Raw genomic sequence first — 19,189 nt, 5'->3', positions numbered from 1 at the left:
AGAGGGGATGCGCGCGCCTGGTCACTGCTCGGCGCCCGGCGTTCAGTGGGGAGGTGAAGCAGAACCGCACCGCGGCGGGAACGACCCGCACCACCCGCACGACCACCCGCACAGCGCACGACCGCACGGCCGAGGACCGGCCCGTCGAGGAGCGGCCCGCCGCCGAGGATCCGGCCATCGTCCCGGAGCCCGCGCCGGGCCCGGAGCCCGAGGACGCGCTCCGCGTCGCCCGCGAGTCCTTCGGCTGGGACGAGCTGCACGACGGCCAGGTACGCACGATCGGCCCGCTCGTCCGCGGGCGCGACGCGCTCGTCGTGATGCCCACGGGCTACGGCAAGTCCGCCATCTACCAGGTCGCGACCGTGCTGATGGAGGGCCTCACCGTCGTCGTGTCCCCGCTCATCGCGCTGCAGGCCGACCAGGTGCAGAACCTCGAGGACGCGCCCGCCGCGCCGCCCGCGCGCGTCATCAACAGCACGATCCGCGGGAAGGCGCTCGACGAGGCGTGGGCGACCGTGGAGGAGCCGGGCGCGCGGATCGTGTTCCTCACGCCCGAGCAGCTGGCCCGCGACGCGGTCGTCGAGCGGCTCGTGGCGCGCGGGGTGTCGCTCGTGGTGATCGACGAGGCGCACTGCGTCGCATCGTGGGGCCACGACTTCCGGCCCGACTACCTGGGGCTCGGCGGCGTGATCGACGCGCTCGGGCACCCGCCGACCGTCGCGATGACGGCGACGGGATCCACGCCCATCCGCGTCGAGATCGAGGAGCGGCTGGGGCTGCGCGACCCGTTCGTGCTGTCCTCGGGCTTCGACCGGCCGAACATCCGGCTCGAGGTGCGCCGGCACACCGAGGAGTCCGAGAAGCGTCGCGCGATCGTCGCGCACGTGGTGGAGCAGACGCAGCCGGGCCTCGTCTACGTCGCGACGCGCAAGGACGCCGAGGACTACGCCGACGAGATCCGCGCGGCCGGCCTCCGCGTCGACGCCTACCACGCGGGCCTGCCGGCGGCCGAGCGCGAGCGCGTGCAGACCGCGTTCCACGAGGACGACGTGGACGTGGTCGTCGCGACGAGCGCGTTCGGCATGGGCATCGACAAGCCGACCGTGCGCTACGTGATCCACGCGGCGCCGCCCGAGTCGGTCGACGCGTACTACCAGGAGGTCGGGCGCGCGGGGCGCGACGGGGAGCCGGCGGTCGGGATCCTGCACTACCGCGCCGAGGACCTCGGCCTCCGCCGCTTCTTCGCGGCGCGCACGCCCCGGCCGGCGAGCCTCCGCGACGTGTACGCGGCGGTCGCGGTGGCGGGCGTCGACGGACCCGTGCGGCCCGCCGCGGTCGCCGAGCGCGCCGGGATGTCGGCGCGCACGGTGGGCGGCGTGCTCAACCTGCTCGTGGACGCGGGCGTGCTCGGATCCGATCGCGACGGCGCCTTCGTGCGCGAGGAGCTGGATCCGCGCGAGGCCGCGTCCCGCGCGAAGGAGGTCGCGCAGGAGCGCGAGCGCATCGAGGTGTCGCGGCTCGACATGATGCGCGGCTACGCCGAGACGCAGCAGTGCCGCCGCCAGTACCTGCTCGGCTACTTCGGCGAGGAGTCGCCGGAGCGCTGCGGCAACTGCGACGCGTGCGACCGGCTCGACCAGGACGATGCGCACGACGAGGCGATGGGCGCGACGGACGACGGCGACGCGACCGCTGCCGCGTCCGACGAGATGTTCCCCGCGCAGTCGCAGGTCACCCACGCCGAGTGGGGGCCGGGCACCGTGATGAGCACGGAGGAGGACCGGATCACCGTCTTCTTCGAGAAGGAGGGGTACCGCGTGCTGTCGCGGAAGCTCGTGGAGGAGGGGTCGCTGCTGCAGCCGGCGTGAGTCGCGGGCGGCGGCGCGGACATGCGTCGCGCCACCCGCCCGGGCGCCCGTCGCCTCAGTCCAGCCGCACCTCGCGCCCGCTCGCGGCCGACGCGTAGACGGCCTCGAGGATCCGGGCGAGGTGCAGCCCGTGGGCCGCGGGCGCGACGGGTTCGACCTCGCCGCGCACCATGCGCACGAAGGTGTCGATCTCCACCTGGAAGCCCTCCGCGAGGTCGAAGGACAGGGCGTCGATGTTCGGCGTGATCTCGACCGCCGTGTCGTGCAGCTCCGTCGTGATCCGCAGCGCGGGCTCCAGCGTCGCGCCGCCCTTCTCGCCGAACACCTCGAACGACTGGCTGTCGCGGCCGTGCAGGGAGTACGAGGTCTCGATCGCGAGCACGGCGCCGGAGGCGAAGCGCACCACCGCGCCCGCGAGGTCCTCGACCGGGTCGTCCGACGGCGTCTGGTCGGCGCTGAGGTAGCGGGTGAGGCCGCGGAGGTTCGTGCGGCTGCCGAGGCGCGAGAACGTGTAGCCCGTGACCGCGACGGGCTCGGGGAAGTCCATGAGCCAGAGCGCCATGTCGAGGAAGTGCACGCCGAGGTCGATGAGCGGGCCGCCGCCCGAGACCGAGCGGTTCGAGAACCAGCCGCCCGGATCCCCCGCCTGGCGGAGGAACACGGCCTTCGCGTAGTAGAGGGGACCGAGGTCGCCCGCGTCCACGAAGCGCTTGAGGGTGACCGCGTTCGAGGAGTGGCGGCGCACGTAGCCGACCTGCACGGATCCGGCGCTCGCCGCCTCGGCCGCCACGATGGCCTCGGCCTGCGCGACCGTGACGGCCATGGGCTTCTCGAGCAGGACGCTCTTGCCCGCCTCGAGCGCGGCGATCGCGACCTCCGCGTGCGTGTCGTTGCGGGTGCATACGCTCACGGCGTCGATGCCGGGATCGGCGACGAAGGCGCGGAAGTCGGTCGAGACGATGCCGGCGCCGTGCTCGGCCGCGCGCGACGCGGCGCGCTCGCCGTCGATGTCGCAGATGCCGGAGACGACCACGTCGGGGTTCTGGGCGTAGGCGGCGAGGTGGAGGCCGGCGATGGTGCCGGCGCCGACGACGCCGATGCGGACGGGCGCGGCGGGGGCGGCGGGCGCGGTGATCTCGCTCATCGGGTGGCCTCCGCGGCGAGGCGGCGGGCGGCGGCGAGGCCCTGCGTGAAGCCCGTGATCGGATCCTCGAGCCCCTCGAACTCGATGGACACCGGGCCGTCGAAGCCCGAGTCCGCCACGAGCGCGAGGAGGCGGCCGATGGGCAGGTCGCCGGAGCCGACGACGGCGCCGCGGATCCCGCGCCCGCCGAGCGTCGTCATCCACGTGCCGTCCGGCGGCACGTCGCGCACGTCGAAGTCCTTGAGGTGCACCACGGCGGCGTGGGGGAGGAGGCGCGGCACGGCGGCGAGCGGATCCTCGTCGACGCACAAGGAGTTGCCCACGTCGAGCGTGACGCGGAAGGCGGGCCGGTCGACGGCCTCGACGAGGCGCAGGATCCGGTCGCTCGCGTTCATGCTCATGCCGTGGTTCTCGACCGTGGTGGCGATGCCGAGGGTCGCGGCGTGGTCGGCGAGGTCACGGCAGACGGGCACGATCGTCGCGAAGGCGCGCTCGAACGCGTCGTCGTCGGCCTCGCGCCAGGGCCAGGCGAACACGTCGTGCCGGAGCAGCGGGATCCCGAGCTCGTGCGCGACCCGGATGTGCTCGTGCAGCCGGGCGACCTGGCCGTCGAGGTCGGGGTCGAGGAGGTCGGCGCCGACCGCGTAGTTGGCGAGCCCGACGCCGCGCGCGTCGGCGCGGGCGCGGATCGCGTCGACCAGGTCGGGGTCGTCGACGAGCTCGCTGCCGAGGCCGGCGATCGAGATCTCCAGGTGGGTGGCGTCGGAGTCGGCCACGAGGTCGACCACGTCGGGGACGGTCAGGGTGCCGGCCTCGAGGGCCGGGGCGAACGTGTAGGAGCTGACGCCGATGCGCATGGGCGGCCTTTCCGGATCCGGCGGCCGCGCGGTCGGCCGTGACCCCACGCTAGGCGCGGCGCGCGTCGGCGTCCCGGGGCCGCGGTTCGGACGCGACCGGTTTAACGGAGCCGTAACGGCCCGCCGGCGGGACGCGTCGGGCGCGTCCATATGGTGGGAGCACCCGGCAGGAGGGCGGCGCTCGCCGACCCGACCCGACCCGCGCCGGACGGAAGGGATCCCATGCCGCACCGCCCCCGGATCGTCTCGCTCGGCATGTCGCTCGAGGCGAGCGTGTACTCGCCCGCCGTGACCCGCGTCGACCAGTTCGTGCGCACCGAGGGCGACGCCTACCTCGCCGGCCGCCCGTTCCTCGCGCCCGGCTCGCCGCTGCGGGAGCGCACGGAGTGGACCGCGCTGCCGCACTTCCGCGCGATCCCCGGCGGGCCCGTCCCGGCCGACGACCACCGCGCGATCGTCGACGACATGCTGGGCGCGCTCGAGCGCGCGCTCGCGGAGGGCGGCCCGGTCGACGGCGTGCTGTACGACGTGCACGGCGCCATGAGCGTCATCGGCACGGACGACCCCGAGGGCGCGCTCGCCGCCCGCATCCGCGAGCTCGTCGGCCCCGACGCGATCGTCTCGGCGACCATGGACCTGCACGGCAACGTCACGCCGCTGCTCGCGACGTCCGTCGACCTCATCACCTGCTACCGCCTCGCCCCGCACGAGGACGCGCTCGAGACCGTCGAGCGCGCGGTGCAGAATCTCGTCGACCGGCTCACGGGGCCGCGGCGCCGGGATCCGGTGGCGACCGCGTGGGTGCCCGTGCCGATCCTGCTGCCGGGCGAGAAGACGAGCACGCGCGACGAGCCGGCGAAGGGCCTGTACGGCCGCATCCCGGGGATCACGGCGCGCGACGGCGTGATCGACGCCGGGATCTGGATCGGCTACGCCTGGGCCGACGAGCCGCGCAACCACGCGGCCGTCGTCGTCACGGGCGACGACGCGGCCGTGGTCGCGGGGTCGGCCGAGGAGCTGGCCGCCGAGCTCTGGCGGGTGCGCGACGACTTCGCGTTCGTGGCGCCCGTGGGCACGCTCGACGAGTGCCTGGACCGCGCGGTCGCGAGCGACGCGCGGCCCTTCTTCCTCAGCGACTCGGGCGACAACCCCACGGCCGGCGGCGCGGGCGACGCCACGGGCACCCTGCGCGCGCTGCTCGCGCGGCCCGAGATCGCGTCGGGCGCCGTCGAGGCCGTGTACGCGTCGATCCCGGATCCGGGCGCCGTCGCCGCGTGCGTCGCGGCGGGCGTGGGCGGCGAGGTCGACGTGCGGGCCGGCGCGCTCGTGGACGACACGGTCGCGCCGCCGGCGGAGATCCGCGGCACGGTCGAGCACATCGCGCACGGGGATCCCGCCGCCGACGTCGAGGCGGTCGTGCGCGTGGGCGGGCTGCGCGTGATCCTCACGGCCCGCCGGAAGCCGTACCACCTGGAGCGGGACTTCCAGCGGAACGGCATCGACGCGCGGGCCGCCGACATCGTGGTGGTGAAGATCGGCTACCTCGAGCCCGAGCTGCACGCGATGGCGGCGGACTGGATGATGGCGCTCACGCCGGGCGGGGTCGACCAGGACCTCGCGCGGCTGCCGCACCACCGGATCATCCGGCCGATGGTGCCGTTCGACGAGGTGACGGAGACGCCCGACCTGTCGGCCCGCATGATGACGCGCGAGTCCTGAGGGCGGCGCCGGCCGGGAGCGCGCGCGCGTCCGCTCAGTACAGCCGCGCCAGCGCCCGCCGCAGGCACAGCTGCCCGATGCCGAGCACGCCCGCGTCGACGCCCGCCTCGGTCTGCTGGATCCGCAGCGTCGTCGTCGCGAGCGGGTGGCAGCTCTCGTAGAGCTGCGAGCGGATGGCGGCGACGAACGGCTCGACCGTCGAGAGCATCCCGCCGATGACCACGACCTCCGGGTTGAAGAAGTTGACGACGGCCGCGAGCGTGTCGCCGACCGTGCGCCCCGCTTGGCGGAGCTGCGTGGTGGCGCGCGCGTCGCCGTCGTGGGCGAGCCGCACGGCGTCCGGCAGGTCGCGCACGGGGGCACCGGCGGCGCGCAGGCCGGCGACGATGCCGGTGGCGCCGACCACCGTCTCCAGGCAGCCGCTGTTGCCGCAGTTGCACGGGATCCCCGCGGCCGCCGCGACCCGGACGTGCGCGATGTCGCCCGCCAGCGCGGTGGCGCCGCGGTACACGTGCCCGTTGATGACGATGCCGCAGCCGACGGACGCGCCCGCCTTGAGGAAGAGCATGCTGCCGACCCGCACGCGTGATCCGGCCGCCCGGCGGTCGAGCGTGGCGTGCTCGCCGAGGCCCATCATGTTGGCGTCGTTGTCGACCACGGCGACGGCGTCGAACTCGTCCGCGAGCCAGCCGACGACGTCGAAGCGGTGCCAGCCGGGCATCGACGCGGGCGACTCGACCATGCCGCGCGCGGTGTCGACCGGGCCGGGCAGGCACATGCCCACGCCGCGGACGACGGGATCCCCGGACTCCGCGACGAGCGTCCGCAGCGCCGTGGCGACCAGCGCGAGCACGCCGAGCGGCCCAGCGCCGATGTCGATGGGGATGGTGCGCGCGTCGACGATGGTGCCGGACATGCTGAGGAGCGCGAGCCGGGCGTGGCTGCGCCCGAGGTCGGCCGCGAGCATCACGCCCGCGTCGTCGCGGAGGTGCAGCACGCGCGGGCGGCGGCCGCCCGTCGGGTCGCCGGACCCGCGCTCCTCGACGAGGCCGGCGTGCAGCAGCTGCGTGATCTTGCCCGTGATGGTCGACGGCGGCAGGCCGAGCGTGCGGGCGAGGTCGGCGCGGTTCGTGGCCGAGCCCGTGGCGATCATGTACAGCAGCGCCGACGCGGTCTCGCCGGCGATCTCGCTGTCGGGGACCTGGCGGCGGATCCGCGGGGTCGGCGGGGGCAGGCGGCCCCCGCCGAGCAGGCGCTCGGGCGGGCGCGCCGCGGGCGGGCCGGGCGGACCCGCCGGCGGGAGGACGGTCACGCGCCCACGGCCCCGGCGGTGGACCGCGCGGGATCGACGGCGGCGGGCCGGTCCGCCTCCGGCAGGCGCCCGGCGATGAGCGCCGACGCGATCACCCCGGCCTGCCCGCCGAAGCGCGCCGCCACCACGAGCGGACGGCGCTGGAAGGTGAGGAGGGAGTCGAGGCGCTCGCGCAGCGGCCCGAGGAGCTGCTCGCCCGCGCGGGACAGCCCGCCGGCGACCACCACGACCTCGGGGGAGAGGATCGCCGTCAGCTGCGCGAAGGCGAGCGCCAGCGCGTCGATGCACGCGTCGACGACCCGCTGCGCGACCGGATCCCCGGCGGCCGCGGCCCGGAACACGCGCGCGGATCCGCCCTCGGCGCTCGGGCTCCCGGTCGCCCGGGCGTAGGCGTCGGCCACACCCTGGGCCGACGCGACGGTCTCGAGGCAGCCGGATCCGCCGCACGCGCAGCGGACGCCGGCATCGGATCCCACGGGCGTCGTGCGAAGGTGCCCGAGCTCGGCGCCGCGCCCGCCCGCGGTGTAGAGGCGGCCGTCCACGAAGACGGCCGCGCCGATGCCCGTGCCGATGGTGACCACGACCGCGTCGCGGGCGCCGCGGGCGGCGCCCATCTCGAACTCGGCGACCCCGGCGCCGCGCGCGTCGTTGCCGAACGCGACGGGCAGCCCGGTGGCCTCGGCCAGCAGGTCGCGCATGGGCACGTCGCGGAGGCCCACGTGCTCGGCCAGCACGACCACGCCGCGGTCGTCGTCGACGACGCCGGCCACGTGCACGCCGACGGCCTCGGGCGCGGCGTGCGGGTGGTCGCGCGCGGCGTCCGCGACGGCGGAGGCGAGCGCGGCGACCAAGGCGACGGCGTCGTGGGTGGGCGTCGGCATCGAGCGGGCCTCGACGACCTCGCCGCGCGCGTCCACGACGGCGATCTTGACGTCCGTGCCGCCGATGTCGAACGCGATGACCGGCCGCGGGACCCGCAGCTCGAGCCGCGGGAGGTCCGTCACTTGACCGCGCCCGCGGTGAGGCCCGTCGCCATGCGCTTCTGCACGATGAGGAAGAGGATCACCACGGGGAGCGCCATGAGCGTCGATCCTGCCATGATGCCGCCCCAGTCGGTCTCCTGCATCTGGCCGCGGAACCCCTGCAGCCAGAGCGGGAGCGTGCTGCTGCCGTCGGCGGAGAGGGTCACGAGCGCGAGCGTGTACTCGTTCCAGGCGGCCAGGAAGCTGAAGATGCTGGACGCGACGAGGCCGGATCCGAGCAGCGGCAGGGTCACCCGGCGGAACGCGCCGACGCGGCTGCAGCCGTCGAGCATGGCGGCCTCCTCGAGCTCCACGGGGATCCCGTCGACGAAGCCCTTGAGCACCCAGATCGTGAACGGCACGTTGGCGGCCAGGTACAGCACGCTCAGACCGAGCACGGAGTTGAGCAGGCCCCAGCCGTCGAGCATGCGGTACTGCGAGATGAAGAGGGCCTCGGCCGGGATCATCTGGATCACGAGCACGGCCACGATCATCGACGTGCGCCCTCGGAACCGGAACCGGCTGAGCGCGAAGGCGGCGACGACGCCGAACGCGAGCGACCCGGCCACCACGACGAGCGCGATGAGCGTGCTCATGCGCAGCGCCGACCAGAACCCGGCGTCGCCTAGGACGCGCGCGAAGTGCTCGACGGTGCCGCCGACGGGGAACCACGTGGGCGTGCGCGACGACAGCTGGTCGGAGGTGAGGAACGCGGCGTCCACCATCCAGTAGACGGGGAAGAGCCAGACGAGGCCGAACGCGATCGCCACCAGGTCGAGCGCGATGCGCCCGGGCGAGCGGCGGCGGCGGGCGCGGGGCGCGCGGGCGGCGGGGCGCGCGTCGCCCGGCGCCGTGGCGGGCGAACCGGGGGCCGGGGCGGAGCCGGACGCGGGCGTCGTCGCGGAGCGTGCGATGGTCGCGGTCATCGGCCGTCCCCCTCGGTCAGGAGCGCCCGGATGTAGCGCCAGGTGAGCACCAGGCTGACCGCGAGCATCACCATGGCGGCCGCCGAGGCGACGCCGTAGTTCCCGCCGGAGAGCCCGATCTGGTAGACGAACGTGCCGAGCACGTTGGTCTGGTCGGTGATGCCGCTGCTCTGCTGCAGGATGTGGATCTGCGTGAAGACCCGCAGGTCCCAGATCACCTGCAGCAGGCTCACGAGCAGGAGCACCGGGGCGACCGACGGCGCCACGATGTGCACGAAGCGCTGCCGGGCGTCGGCGCCGTCGAGCTGGGCCGCCTCCATCATCGACTCGTCGAGCTGCGTCACCGACGCGTAGACCATGAAGACCACGAGCGGCACGCTCATCCACGTGATGAGGAGGCCGGCCACCGCGAAGAACGTGAGCGGATCCGACAGCCAGTTGTAGCCGACCATCCCCTCGGCGCCGAGCTGGCCGAGGGTCCAGCCGACCACGCCGCTGCGCGGGTCGAACAGCAGCTGGAACACCTGCAGCGAGCTGAGCACGGGCATCGCCCACGCCACGAGCATCACGATCTGCACGGCCACCGCGATGGACCGGCGCACCTGCGTCAGGAGCATCGCGCCCGCCGTGCCGACCACCACGGTCGCCGCCGCGCACGCCAGGCAGAAGCCCACCGACCGGCCGAGCGACGCCCAGAAGGCCGGGTCGCCGAGCACCTGCGCGTAGTTGTCGAACCACACGAGCTCCGGCGCCTGCCCGAACTGCTGGGCGAGGCCGAAGCGCTGGAACGACATGATCACCTGCCGCGCCAGCGGGTAGCCGAGGCCGACCGCGACGATCGCGACGGCCGGCAGGACCAGCACCAGCGCGAGGCGGCGCTCGGCCCTCGGGCTCCGCGGCGCCTCGAGCGCCGGCGCGGGCGACGGCGTCGAGGTGGACGTGCTGAGGACGGCGCTCATCGGCGGATCACGACGGGCCGAGCAGGCTCGTGAGCTTGGCGTCGGCGGCGGACGCCAGCGCGACGGGGTCGCCGCCGGCCGCGATCGCGACGTAGAAGTCGTCGATCACGCGCGCGCCCTCCACGAGCGCCCAGTTCTGCGCCGCCGGGGTGCCGACCGAGTTGCGCACGGCCTCCGTGGTGAGGGTCGCGAGCTCGTCGCTGCCGAGCGCGGCGGCGTAGTCGAGGTTGCCGGGGACCCAGCCGCCCACCGTGGCGAAGTACTCCTGGAAGGGCTGCGAGAAGATCAGCTTCATGGCCTCCTTGGCGAGGTCCTGGTTCTTCGAGCGGCCCGAGATGGCGACGTTGGACCCGCCGGCGAACGGGTGGCCGGCGTCGCCGCCCGCGGCGGCCGGGAAGCCGAAGTAGCCGACGTTGCCGGCGTCGACGAGCGCCTGGTCGATGTTGGCCAGGTGCCAGTTGAAGCCGAAGAACATCGCGGTCTCGCCCGCGTTGAACGGCACCCACGGCTTCTCGGCGACCTCGCTGTCGGTGACGCCGCCCGCGGTGGATCCGGTCGTCCAGATCTCCTGCAGCGCCTGGAACGCCTTCTGGCTCTCGGGGCTGGAGAGCGTGCCCTTCCAGGTGTCGCCGTCCTGCTCGGCGAGGAGGCCGCCCTCGGTGAACTGCCACGCGAGCGCCGACTGCCACGAGATGCCGGGGAGGTAGAGGCCCGAGAACGAGGGGTCGCCGGCGTGCGCGGCCTGCAGCTTCGCGGCGGCGGCGGTGAGCTCGTCGACGCTCGTCGGGATCTCGACGCCCGCCTCCTGGAACATGTCCTTGCGGTAGAAGAAGAGGCGGCTGCCCGCGTAGAACGGGGCGGCGTACATCTGGCCGTCGTGCGAGCCGAGCTCCACGAGCGACTGCGTGAGGCTGGATCCGCCGAGCTCCTCCTTCATGTCCTCGAGGCTGGTGAGCGCCCCGACCGCGCAGAACGTGGGGGCCTGCGTGTTGCCGAGCTCGATGATGTCGGGGGTGGAGTCGGCGCTCGCGAGCGAGGTCTGCAGCTTGGAGACGATGCCGTCCCACACCTGCAGCTCGATCGTGAGGGTGGATCCGGGGTGCTGCTCCTCGAACGTCTTCTTCAGCCAGTCGCGCGCCTCCTGCGAGACCGAGTCGGTCATCATCCAGACGCGGAGGTCGGCGGTGGCGGGGCCGCCGCCGCCGCTGGATCCGGAGGCGCAGGCGGCGAGGAGCGCGGTGAGGCCGAAGGCCCCTCCCAGCCCGATGGCGGTGCGGCGGGTGATGTCGGCCATGACGGTGTCTCCTGGTCTCGCGGTGCGGGTGGCGGCTGGCACCCATGCTCCGAGCGCCGGGGCCCGCGCAGGCACGCGGCGTGTTAAATCGCGCCTGCATAAACATGTTCTTCATCTGCGGCGCGGGCGGATCCGGGTGGGGGTGCTTCCATGGGGCCATGACGCGCCCCGCCGAACCGTCCCCCGATCGACGCGTGGCCGTGGAGATCGCCGTGCAGGACGCGGCCTCCGCGCGCACCGCCCGGGCCTCCGGCGCCGACCGCGTCGAGCTGTGCTCCGCGCTCGCCGCGACGGGCGGGGTGACCCCGAGCGTCGGGCTCGTGGAGGCCGTGGTCGCCGTGGGGCTACCCGTGCACGTGCTGATCCGGCCGCGTCCGGGCGGGTTCGTGCACGACGCCGACGAGCGCGCGGTCATGCTCCGCGACGTGCGGGCGGCGCTCGCCGCGGGAGCCGCGGGCGTCGTCTCCGGCGGCCTCACGGAGGACGGGCGGGTGGATCAGGACCTCCTCGCCCGGCTCGTCGACGCGACCGGCGACGCCGTCTTCACCTTCCACCGGGCGATCGACGCCGTCGACGACCGGCTCGCCGCGCTCGACGCGCTGCTCGCCGCCGGGGTCGGGCGCGTGCTCACGTCCGGCGGCGCCGCGCGCGCGGGCGACGGGGTGGCGGCGCTCGCGGAGCTGGTGGCGAGCGCGGACGGGCGGCTCGAGATCCAGGCCGGCGGGGGAGTGACGGTCGAGGCGATCCCGGGGCTCGTGCGCGCGGGCGTCGACGCGATCCACCTATCGGCGCGGCGGCGCGTGGTCGCGACGCGCGTGGGTCCGGGTGGCGGCGAGGCGGCGCACGACGTGGCCGACGGGGAGGTCGTCGCGGCTGCGGTCGCGGCGGCGCGCGAGGCGGGCGGGCGCGTACGGCGCGGGGCGCTACCGGACGGCGAGGGCACGGATCCGCGCGACACCGTCGGCTGACCGGGTGGACTAGCCGCGGAACGTCGATGCACATGCATGGACCGGGGGCGGGGCCTACGTGTCAACCAGCGGGATGAGCCCTTCGGGTGGGCAGTCCTCGCGTCGGGTCGGCGTCTCGGGGGAGACGTCCCGACCGCCCGGTCCTCCGTGCACGGAGGCCGGGCCACACCCCCTTCCGCGGCGTCGCGGGCACAGCAAGATGACCGTCCACGGCCCGCTCGGGTCGCCCGCCGCCCGCGCTGGCAGGCTCGGGGGATGACCGCTCCCGGATCCACCCCGCACGACACGGCGCACGACGCCGCCCACGCGCTCGACCTCGACCGGCTGCTCGCGTCCGTGGCCGAAGATGGCGGCGGGCAGGTCGACGACAGCATCCCGCAGCTCGCGGAGACGGATCCGTCGCTCGCCGGCATCGCGCTCGTCACGCCCGACGGCCGCACGCACGCGGCGGGGGACAGCACGCACCCCTTCTCCATCCAGTCGGCGGTGAAGCCGTTCCTCTTCGCGCTGGCGCTCGCCGACACCGACGGCGCCGCGCTCGACGCGGTCGGCATCGAGCCGACGGGCGAGGCCTTCGACGCCATCAAGCTCGAGAGCGGCACGGGCCGGCCGCCGAACCCGATGGTGAACGCGGGGGCGATCCTCACGGCGAGCCTGGTGCGCGGATCCTCCCTCGAGGAGCGCACCGACCGGATCCTCGCGGGGCTCGGCGCGTTCGCCGGGCGCGACCTCGAGGTCGACGAGGACGTCGCCGAGTGCGAGCAGCTCCTCGGCGACCGCAACCACGCGCTCGCCCACCTCATGCGTTCCGAGGGCACGCTGCATGTCTCGGCCGACGACGCGGTGGCCGCCTACGCGCGGGCGTGCGCGGTGCTCGTGACGCCCGAGGTCCTCGCGGCGATGGGTGCGACGCTCGCCGCCGGGGGACGTAACCCTCTGACGGGGTTACGCGTGGTCTCCCGCGAGGTGGCGCGCGACGTCGTCTCCGTGATGGCCACGTGCGGCGTCTACGACGGATCCGGCCGGTGGATGCGGCGGGTCGGCGTGCCCGCGAAGTCGAGCGTCTCCGGCGCCATCGTGCTCTCCGCGCCCGGCCGCCTGGGCGCCGCCGTCTTCAGCCCGCCGCTCGACGACCAGGGCACGAGCGTGCGCGGCGCGAGGCTCGCGCAGGAGCTCGCGGACGAGCTCGGGCTGCACGCGTTCGGCGGCGCGGACGGGCGCGGCTGACGGATCCGTCGCCGGTCCCGTCGCACGGACCGCGCGCTCCCGCCGGCCCCTTCCGGCTGCGCCGGTGCGCGGGTAGCGTCGCCCGGACGCGCACGACGACCGCCGGAGGACCCCATCACCGCACTCGACCTCATCGCCGTCCCGGCCTTCGTGGCCCCGACCCTGCCCGGGGCGGGATGGCCGCTCCTCCTCGCGGCGCTGCTGTCGAGGCTGATGCCGCTCGTCTACGTCGTGCTCGGCGTCGTGATCGCGGTGTCCGTCGTGCGGACGCGGCGGGCGACGCAGCGCATCGAGAGGCGGCTGGAGGCGCTGGAGCATGCGTCGCGCGACGCGTCGACGGCCGGCCGCGAGGAGACGGGCGCGCGCCCGGACGCGACCCCGCGCTAGCCGCGGGAGCGTACGGCGCGGCCACGGGTGCGGCGCCGCCGGGCCCGCTCCGCCGCGTCCGCCATCGCCTCCGCGTGGGCGGTCTTGGCGCGGCCGATCGCGGCGTCGTCGCCGCTGAGGATCGCGACGCCCTCGGCGACCTGCGCCCGGAGCGCCCGGATCGAGTCGCCGACCGTGGGCGCGAAGTCGGCGTGCTCCTCGTCGGGGTGCTCCTCGCCCTCCGGGAAGCGGCGCAGCTCGGCGGACGCGTCCTCGGTCGACGAGTCCTCGCCCGGCGGGTGCTCGAGGTGCGCGAGGCAGAGGCGGGCGACCTCGTCGGCGTGGTCGTGCATCACCGAGTGCGCGGCGCCGGGGATCTCCCACAGCCGCGCCCGCGGCAGCAGCCGGCCCATCTCCTCGACCCACGCGCGCGGGGCGACGGCGTCGTGCTCGCCGCGGATCACGAGGGCGCTCGCGCGGATCGCCGGCAGCCGGGCCTCGATCGGGTACCGCATCATGCGCGGCAGCACGCGGAGGAACCAGCGCACGCCGCACACGAGGTACGCGCGGACGGCGAGCACCTGGATCCGCCGGGGCTCGTGCCACGACGACCGCAGGAACCGCAGGGCCGCCACCGGCACGGATCGAGCCGACGGGTCGACGACGGGCCCGATGAGCACGAGCGCGCTGATCCCCGGCCGCCTCGCCGCGAGGTCCGCCACGACCTGCGTGCCCATGGAGTGGCCGACGAGCACCGGGTCGTCGAGGCCGAGCTCGTCGATCGCGGCGCCCACGAGGTCGGCGTACTCGCGGATCTCGAGCGCCCGTCCGGGGTGCCGCACGCCCGCGAACCCCGGGAGGTCGAGCGCGTGCACGGTGCCGTGCGCGTCGAGGCGCGGCGCGAGGCGCTCGAAGTAGTCGGAGGAGACGCCGATGCCGGGCACGAGCACGAACGCGCGGTCGCCGGGGGTGCCGAGGGTGCTGATCCGCACGGTGAGGCCGCGGTGCACGAGGCGCGTGACGCGGACCGTCGTCGCGGGGCGGCCGTGCTCGGTCATGCGGTGCCTCCTGCGGCGGGCGGGTCGTCGGGCGCGATCCGCGAGGCGTCCACGCTAGGGCACGGCGCCTGCGCGCCGGCCGACCCGGCGCGCGGTCAGGCCCGCGCGTCCTCGCTCGAGATGCACAGGCAGAACGGGTGGCCCGCCGGATCCGCGTACACGTCGAAGCGGTCGGGCGCCGTCGGGTCCGCCGCGGGCTGGATCAGGCGGCCGCCGAGGGCGAGCACGCGCTCGCGGCCCTCGTCGAGGTCGTCGACGTAGAGGTCGAGATGCAGCTGCATCTGCTGGCGCGGGCCCTCGCCCGGCCACACCGGCGGCACGAAGTCGGGCGCGAGCTGGAACCCGAGGCGCCACTCGCCGTCCACGCGGACGCTGTGCCAGTCGTCCTCCGCGTCGACCTCTCCGCCGAGGAGGCCGGCCCAGAAGGCGCTCTCCGCGGCGAGGTCCGGTGCGTCGAACACGGTGATGGTGCGGCGGATCCTCATGGACAGCTCCTTCTCTCGTCGTCGAGCGGTGCTGTCAGCCTGCCACGGGGAGGCGGACGGGGGACGTCGCGGGGCGTCCGCCGACGGCGCTTCGGAGCGTCGCCCGGCGGCCGGCGCGGAGGGCGCGGTGCGCGCGCAGGGGCGCGAGCGCGCTCGCGGTGTACGTGCCTGCGGCGGCGGGGGCCCGGCCGGCGTAGGAGCCGGGGAGCGGCATCCCGGGCTCAGTGCCGGTGTAGGTGCCGGGCGCGCGGCGGGCGGTGGGGGAGCTCACGTAGGAGCCGGCGGTGCGTGCGGTGGTCATGGCGGTTCTCTCCGGTGCGGGTGGTGCGGGCGGGCGGTGCGGAAGGGGAGGGCGGCCCGACGCGGGTCGGGCCGCCCGGGGATCAGCGGCGGAGGAAGCCGAGGATCGCGTCGTTGACCTCGTCGGCGTGGGTCCAGAGCATGCCGTGGGGCGCGCCCTCGATCTCGACGTACTCGGCGGCGGGCAGCGCCTTGTGGAACTCGCGGCCCGTGGAGTCGATGGGGAGGATGTTGTCCGCCGTGCCGTGCACGATGAGCGACGGGACGTCGATCCGCGCCACGTCGGCCCGGAAGTCGGTGAGCCAGGTGGGCTGGGCCCAGACGGACGCGTACGGCGACGCCGCGTAGGCGAGCGCCTTGTTCGCCTCGAGGGCCTCGGGGCTGAGGCGCGTGCCGAGGTTCTCGTCGGTGTTGAAGAAGCCGTCGAAGAAGCTCGTGAAGAACGCGTAGCGGTCGGCGACGACGGACTCGCGGAGGCCGTCGAACACCGACTGGGGCACGCCGGCCGGGTTGTCGTCGTCCTGCAGCAGGAACGGCTCGAGCGATCCGAGGAAGACGGCCTTGGCGATGCGGTCGGAGCCGTAGGTGCCGAGGTAGCGGCCGACCTCGCCCGTGCCCATCGAGAAGCCGGCGAGCACGACGTCGTGGAGGTCCAGGGCCTCGAGCACGGCCTTCAGGTCCGCCGCGTACGTGTCGTAGTCGTGGCCGACGGTGGGCTTCGAGGAGCGCCCGAAGCCGCGGCGGTCGTAGGTCACGACGCGGTACCCGGCGTCGAGGAGCGCGGCGGTCTGCTTCTCCCACGAGGATCCGTCGAGCGGGTAGCCGTGGATCAGCACGACCGGCTGCCCCTGGCCGTGGTCCTCGACGTACAGCTCGATGTCGGTGGCGTTCTCGGTGCCGACGGTGACGAATGACATGGATCCTCCTGGTCGCGATGAGGGAGAACGTGCGTTCTCCCGTGGTGGCCACGCTATGGGAACGATCGTTCTCTGTCAATTAGGATGGGTCCATGGACGCCGACGCGACGCGGGACCTCATCATCGGGACGGCGGACGGCCTCTACTACTCCCGGGGCATCCAGGCCGTGGGGATGGACGACCTCCGTGCGACCTCCGGCGTCTCGCTCAAGCGGCTCTACGCCCTGTTCCCCTCGAAGGAGGCCATCGTGCTGGCGGTGCTCGAGCACCGGCACGCGATGTGGACTACGGGGGTCGAGGCCCAGGTCGCCGCGGCGTCCGGTCCGGTCGAGCGCCTGCTCGCGCTGTACGACTACCTCTCCGAGTGGTTCGACACCGACAGCTTCCGCGGCTGCGGCTTCATCAACGCGTTCGGCGAGCTCGGGGCCGTGTCGCCGCGGGTCGCGGACGCCGCCCGCGCTCACAAGGCGTCGTTCCAGGAGTACGTGGCCGAGCTGGTCGCGGACGCCGGCGGCACCCCGGACCTCGCGGCGCAGCTCGCGATCCTCGCGGAGGGCGCCCAGACCACGGCGGCCATCAGCGGCTCGAGCGCGCCCGCCGCGCAGGCCAGGCGGGCGGCCTCGCTCCTCATCGCCGCGCAGACCTGATCGCCCGGTCGCGGATCCGTCGCCCGCGCCCCTGGGATCCGGACCCCGACCGACGGTAGGTTTGGTGGCACGGCGCCTCTCGCGCCGGTCGAACCCTGCGGGCATCGTGGCTCAGCCGTCCAGACGCGACGGCGGGAGCGTGCGGTGGCCGTCGGGCCACCAGTCACCCTCCTGAAAGGAGCGACCATGACCGCCCCCTCCGTCCAGCTCTACACGGTCCGCGACGCTGTCTCCGCGGACCTGCAGGGCGCCGTCGCCCGCGTCGCCGAGATCGGCTACACGCAGGTCGAGCCGTACGCGTTCGTCGAGCGCGCCGACGAGTTCGCCACCGCGTTCGCGGCGTCCGGCGTCACCGCGCCCTCCGGCCACGCGCCCGTCATCGACGGTGACGACGACCAGGCCTCCCGCACCTTCGACGCCGCCGCGAAGCTCGGGATCCAGACGGTCATCGACCCGTTCATCCCCTCGGAGCGCTGGCAGACCGCCGACGACGCGCACCGCATCGCCGACCGCGTCAACGAGCTGCAGGTGCAGGCCGCCGCGCGCGGGCTCGCCTTCGGGTACCACAACCACCAGTGGGAGTTCGCGAACAAGGTCGACGGGCGCCCCGTCTACGAGCTCTTCGTCGAGCGCCTCGACGCCGACGTCGTGCTCGAGCTCGACACCTTCTGGTCGACCGTCGGCGGCATGGACACGCCCGCCCTCCTCCGCCAGCTCGGCGACCGCGTGCAGTTCCTGCACGTGAAGGACGGCAAGATCTCCGACGCCATCGCGAACGTGCTGCCGAGCGCCGAGTCCGCGCTCGTCGTGCCCCCGGAGCTCGCGCAGGCCTTCAAGATGCAGGAGCCCGCCGGGCAGGGCGACGTCGACGTCGCCGCCGTGCTGGCCGCCGCACCGCACGCGCTGCGCGTCGTCGAGTTCGACGACTACGCCGGCGACGTCTTCGACGGCATCGCGGCGTCCTTCGCCTGGCTGCAGGAGAACGACAAGTGACCGGCGGCACCGGCCGCGTCGGCGTCGGCGTCATCGGCGCGGGCGTCATCTCGGGCACCTACCTGGAGAACATGACGGCGTTCCCCGACCTCGAGGTCCTGTTCGTCGCCGACATCGACCTCGATCGCGCCCGCTCGCGCGCCGAGGAGCACGGCGTGCCGAACCACGGCACCGTCGACGAGCTCCTCGCCATGGACGAGATCGAGATCGTCGTGAACCTCACGCTGCCCGCCACGCACGCGGAGGTCGGCCGCCGGATCGTCGCGGCCGGCAAGCACGTGTGGAGCGAGAAGCCGCTGGCGCTGGACCACGAGTCCGGCCAGGACCTGCTCGAGGCGGCCCGCGCCGCCGGCGTGCAGGTCGCGTGCGCGCCCGACACCGTGCTCGGCGCGGGGATCCAGTCGGCCATGCGCGCCATCGCCCGCGGCGACATCGGCGAGCCGCTCACCGCGACGACGCTCTTCCACGTGCCCGGCCCCGACGCCTGGCACCCGAACCCCGAGTTCCTGTTCGCGCGCGGCGCCGGACCCCTGTTCGACATGGGCCCGTACTACGTCACCACGCTCGTGCACGCGTTCGGCGCGGCGGAGACGGTGAGCGCGGTCTCCTCGACCTCGCGCACGACGCGCACCATCGGCAGCGGACCCCGTGCGGGCACCGACTTCCCGGTGGAGGTGCCGACGCACCACGCGGCGCTCATCTCGTTCGCGGGCGGGCAGTCGGCGCAGTCGACGTTCAGCTTCCAGAACGCGCTGCCGCGCATGGGCTTCGTCGAGATCTCGGGCAGCGAGGGCACCATCGTGCTCCCCGACCCGAACACCTTCGAGGGCGACAGTCAGCTGTGGCGCTTCGGGCAGCAGGAGCCGGAGACGCTGGCGGCTCACGGGTCCACGTACGGCCGCGGATCCGGCGTGCTGGACCTCGCGCGCAGCATCCGCGGCGGCGACCCGGTGCGCGCCTCCGGCGAGGTCGCGGCGCACGTGCTCGACGTGCTGCTCGCGATCCGCGACGCGGCCGACAGCCGCGACGTGGTGGAGGTCGCCTCGAGCGTCGAGAAGCCGACGCCGCTCGCGGAGGACTGGGACCCGGCGGCCGCGACGCTCTAGCGCCGCATCCGCTCGACCTGA

19 protein-coding genes are annotated in these 19,189 nt (G+C 74.6%); 8 read left to right on the top strand and 11 right to left on the bottom strand.

Annotated features, from left to right (window positions below):
* The first annotated feature begins 53 nt into the window (after positions 1-53).
* Positions 54-1,868 (top strand): RecQ family ATP-dependent DNA helicase, encoded by a 1,815-nt coding sequence (locus FGI33_RS13080; protein ID WP_119434820.1) that lies wholly within the window; start codon positions 54-56, stop codon positions 1,866-1,868.
* Between the two features lie 55 nt (positions 1,869-1,923).
* On the opposite strand, the gene FGI33_RS13075 is transcribed toward FGI33_RS13080, so the two are convergent.
* Both FGI33_RS13075 and FGI33_RS13070 read right to left on the bottom strand, forming a co-directional pair.
* The gene (locus FGI33_RS13075; RefSeq protein WP_119434819.1) at positions 1,924-3,012 is read right to left on the bottom strand and encodes a Gfo/Idh/MocA family protein; all 1,089 of its coding nucleotides are present in this window, start codon (positions 3,010-3,012) and stop codon (positions 1,924-1,926) included.
* Positions 3,009-3,869 (bottom strand): sugar phosphate isomerase/epimerase family protein, encoded by an 861-nt coding sequence (locus FGI33_RS13070; RefSeq protein WP_182478428.1) that lies wholly within the window; start codon positions 3,867-3,869, stop codon positions 3,009-3,011. The genes FGI33_RS13075 and FGI33_RS13070 overlap by 4 nt, the downstream gene beginning before the upstream one ends.
* Positions 3,870-4,091: 222 nt before the next feature.
* Between FGI33_RS13070 and FGI33_RS13065 the strand changes: the two genes are divergently transcribed.
* Positions 4,092-5,588, top strand: coding sequence for a M81 family metallopeptidase (locus FGI33_RS13065; RefSeq protein ID WP_237582005.1), 1,497 nt, complete (start codon positions 4,092-4,094; stop codon positions 5,586-5,588).
* Between the two features lie 34 nt (positions 5,589-5,622).
* On the opposite strand, the gene FGI33_RS13060 is transcribed toward FGI33_RS13065, so the two are convergent.
* From FGI33_RS13060 to FGI33_RS13040, 5 genes are read right to left on the bottom strand one after another with little or no spacing between them, the layout of a single operon-like run.
* A complete protein-coding gene (locus FGI33_RS13060; protein ID WP_237582004.1) occupies positions 5,623-6,900 on the bottom strand; it encodes an ROK family transcriptional regulator in 1,278 nt (425 codons plus the stop codon).
* A complete protein-coding gene (locus tag FGI33_RS13055; RefSeq protein WP_237582003.1) occupies positions 6,897-7,904 on the bottom strand; it encodes an ROK family protein in 1,008 nt (335 codons plus the stop codon). The genes FGI33_RS13060 and FGI33_RS13055 overlap by 4 nt, the downstream gene beginning before the upstream one ends.
* Complete coding sequence (locus tag FGI33_RS13050) at positions 7,901-8,848, bottom strand: carbohydrate ABC transporter permease (RefSeq protein ID WP_237582002.1); 948 nt, start codon at positions 8,846-8,848, stop codon at positions 7,901-7,903. Before FGI33_RS13050 ends, FGI33_RS13055 begins: the two co-directional genes overlap by 4 nt.
* Positions 8,845-9,807 carry a carbohydrate ABC transporter permease gene (locus tag FGI33_RS13045; RefSeq protein ID WP_119435386.1) on the bottom strand — a complete coding sequence of 321 codons (963 nt, stop codon included), beginning with the start codon at positions 9,805-9,807 and terminating at the stop codon, positions 8,845-8,847. The genes FGI33_RS13050 and FGI33_RS13045 overlap by 4 nt, the downstream gene beginning before the upstream one ends.
* Before the next feature lie 7 nt (positions 9,808-9,814).
* Positions 9,815-11,101: an extracellular solute-binding protein gene (locus FGI33_RS13040; protein ID WP_119435387.1), complete on the bottom strand. Its 1,287-nt coding sequence runs from the start codon at positions 11,099-11,101 to the stop codon at positions 9,815-9,817.
* Positions 11,102-11,259: 158 nt separating this feature from the next.
* On the opposite strand from FGI33_RS13040, the gene FGI33_RS13035 reads away from it, so the two are divergent.
* The 3 genes from FGI33_RS13035 to FGI33_RS13025 all read left to right on the top strand — a co-directional run bounded on the left by FGI33_RS13035 (position 11,260) and on the right by FGI33_RS13025 (position 13,683).
* Entirely contained in the window at positions 11,260-12,069 is an 810-nt protein-coding gene (locus FGI33_RS13035) for a copper homeostasis protein CutC (protein ID WP_420022553.1), read from the top strand.
* A 255-nt stretch (positions 12,070-12,324) separates the two neighbouring features.
* The gene (gene glsA, locus FGI33_RS13030; protein WP_119435595.1) at positions 12,325-13,296 is read left to right on the top strand and encodes a glutaminase A; all 972 of its coding nucleotides are present in this window, start codon (positions 12,325-12,327) and stop codon (positions 13,294-13,296) included.
* A 150-nt stretch (positions 13,297-13,446) separates the two neighbouring features.
* On the top strand, positions 13,447-13,683 hold the full coding sequence (locus tag FGI33_RS13025; RefSeq protein ID WP_119435594.1) for a hypothetical protein: 237 nt from the start codon (positions 13,447-13,449) through the stop codon (positions 13,681-13,683).
* Here the strand turns inward: FGI33_RS13025 and FGI33_RS13020 are convergent.
* The 4 genes from FGI33_RS13020 to FGI33_RS13005 form a co-directional block, all read right to left on the bottom strand.
* On the bottom strand, positions 13,680-14,720 hold the full coding sequence (locus FGI33_RS13020) for an alpha/beta fold hydrolase (protein ID WP_237582000.1): 1,041 nt from the start codon (positions 14,718-14,720) through the stop codon (positions 13,680-13,682). The two genes, FGI33_RS13025 and FGI33_RS13020, sit on opposite strands and share 4 nt — an antisense overlap.
* Positions 14,721-14,815: 95 nt before the next feature.
* Positions 14,816-15,205, bottom strand: a complete 390-nt coding sequence (locus FGI33_RS13015) for a VOC family protein (protein ID WP_119435612.1) — start codon at positions 15,203-15,205, stop codon at positions 14,816-14,818.
* Positions 15,206-15,239: 34 nt separating this feature from the next.
* The gene (locus tag FGI33_RS13010; RefSeq protein WP_237581999.1) at positions 15,240-15,506 is read right to left on the bottom strand and encodes a hypothetical protein; all 267 of its coding nucleotides are present in this window, start codon (positions 15,504-15,506) and stop codon (positions 15,240-15,242) included.
* 82 nt (positions 15,507-15,588) lie between these two features.
* A complete protein-coding gene (locus tag FGI33_RS13005; protein WP_237581998.1) occupies positions 15,589-16,422 on the bottom strand; it encodes an alpha/beta fold hydrolase in 834 nt (277 codons plus the stop codon).
* Positions 16,423-16,514: 92 nt separating this feature from the next.
* Here FGI33_RS13005 and FGI33_RS13000 point away from each other — a divergent pair, with 92 nt between their 5' ends.
* The 3 genes from FGI33_RS13000 (at position 16,515) to FGI33_RS12990 (ending at position 19,168) form a co-directional block, all read left to right on the top strand.
* Positions 16,515-17,069 carry a TetR/AcrR family transcriptional regulator gene (locus tag FGI33_RS13000; protein ID WP_119435288.1) on the top strand — a complete coding sequence of 185 codons (555 nt, stop codon included), beginning with the start codon at positions 16,515-16,517 and terminating at the stop codon, positions 17,067-17,069.
* A gap of 186 nt (positions 17,070-17,255) precedes the next feature.
* Positions 17,256-18,062: a sugar phosphate isomerase/epimerase family protein gene (locus FGI33_RS12995; RefSeq protein WP_119435289.1), complete on the top strand. Its 807-nt coding sequence runs from the start codon at positions 17,256-17,258 to the stop codon at positions 18,060-18,062.
* Positions 18,059-19,168, top strand: a complete 1,110-nt coding sequence (locus tag FGI33_RS12990) for a Gfo/Idh/MocA family protein (RefSeq protein WP_119435290.1) — start codon at positions 18,059-18,061, stop codon at positions 19,166-19,168. The genes FGI33_RS12995 and FGI33_RS12990 overlap by 4 nt, the downstream gene beginning before the upstream one ends.
* Positions 19,169-19,189 lie beyond the last annotated feature (21 nt).

It is taken from the genome of Clavibacter phaseoli, assembly GCF_021922925.1.
Classification (GTDB): Bacteria; Actinomycetota; Actinomycetes; order Actinomycetales; family Microbacteriaceae; genus Clavibacter; species Clavibacter phaseoli.
The sequence above is the reverse complement of the archived record's forward strand: the minus strand, read 5'-3'. Positions and strand labels throughout refer to the sequence as shown.

Bases quoted from the DNA above. Each gene is read 5' to 3' on its own strand.
- FGI33_RS13040 (WP_119435387.1), bottom strand. From the start codon at position 11,101: ATGGCCGACATCACCCGCCGCACCGCCATCGGGCTGGGAGGGGCCTTC.
- FGI33_RS13070 (WP_182478428.1), bottom strand. From the start codon at position 3,869: ATGCGCATCGGCGTCAGCTCCTACACGTTCGCCCCGGCCCTCGAGGCC.
- FGI33_RS13020 (WP_237582000.1), bottom strand. From the start codon at position 14,720: ATGACCGAGCACGGCCGCCCCGCGACGACGGTCCGCGTCACGCGCCTC.
- FGI33_RS13075 (WP_119434819.1), bottom strand. From the start codon at position 3,012: ATGAGCGAGATCACCGCGCCCGCCGCCCCCGCCGCGCCCGTCCGCATC.
- FGI33_RS12995 (WP_119435289.1), top strand. From the start codon at position 17,256: ATGACCGCCCCCTCCGTCCAGCTCTACACGGTCCGCGACGCTGTCTCC.
- FGI33_RS13035 (WP_420022553.1), top strand. From the start codon at position 11,260: ATGACGCGCCCCGCCGAACCGTCCCCCGATCGACGCGTGGCCGTGGAG.
- FGI33_RS13000 (WP_119435288.1), top strand. From the start codon at position 16,515: ATGGACGCCGACGCGACGCGGGACCTCATCATCGGGACGGCGGACGGC.
- FGI33_RS13010 (WP_237581999.1), bottom strand. From the start codon at position 15,506: ATGACCACCGCACGCACCGCCGGCTCCTACGTGAGCTCCCCCACCGCC.
- FGI33_RS13065 (WP_237582005.1), top strand. From the start codon at position 4,092: ATGCCGCACCGCCCCCGGATCGTCTCGCTCGGCATGTCGCTCGAGGCG.
- FGI33_RS13050 (WP_237582002.1), bottom strand. From the start codon at position 8,848: ATGACCGCGACCATCGCACGCTCCGCGACGACGCCCGCGTCCGGCTCC.
- glsA (WP_119435595.1), top strand. From the start codon at position 12,325: ATGACCGCTCCCGGATCCACCCCGCACGACACGGCGCACGACGCCGCC.
- FGI33_RS13005 (WP_237581998.1), bottom strand. From the start codon at position 16,422: ATGTCATTCGTCACCGTCGGCACCGAGAACGCCACCGACATCGAGCTG.
- FGI33_RS13045 (WP_119435386.1), bottom strand. From the start codon at position 9,807: ATGAGCGCCGTCCTCAGCACGTCCACCTCGACGCCGTCGCCCGCGCCG.
- FGI33_RS13015 (WP_119435612.1), bottom strand. From the start codon at position 15,205: ATGAGGATCCGCCGCACCATCACCGTGTTCGACGCACCGGACCTCGCC.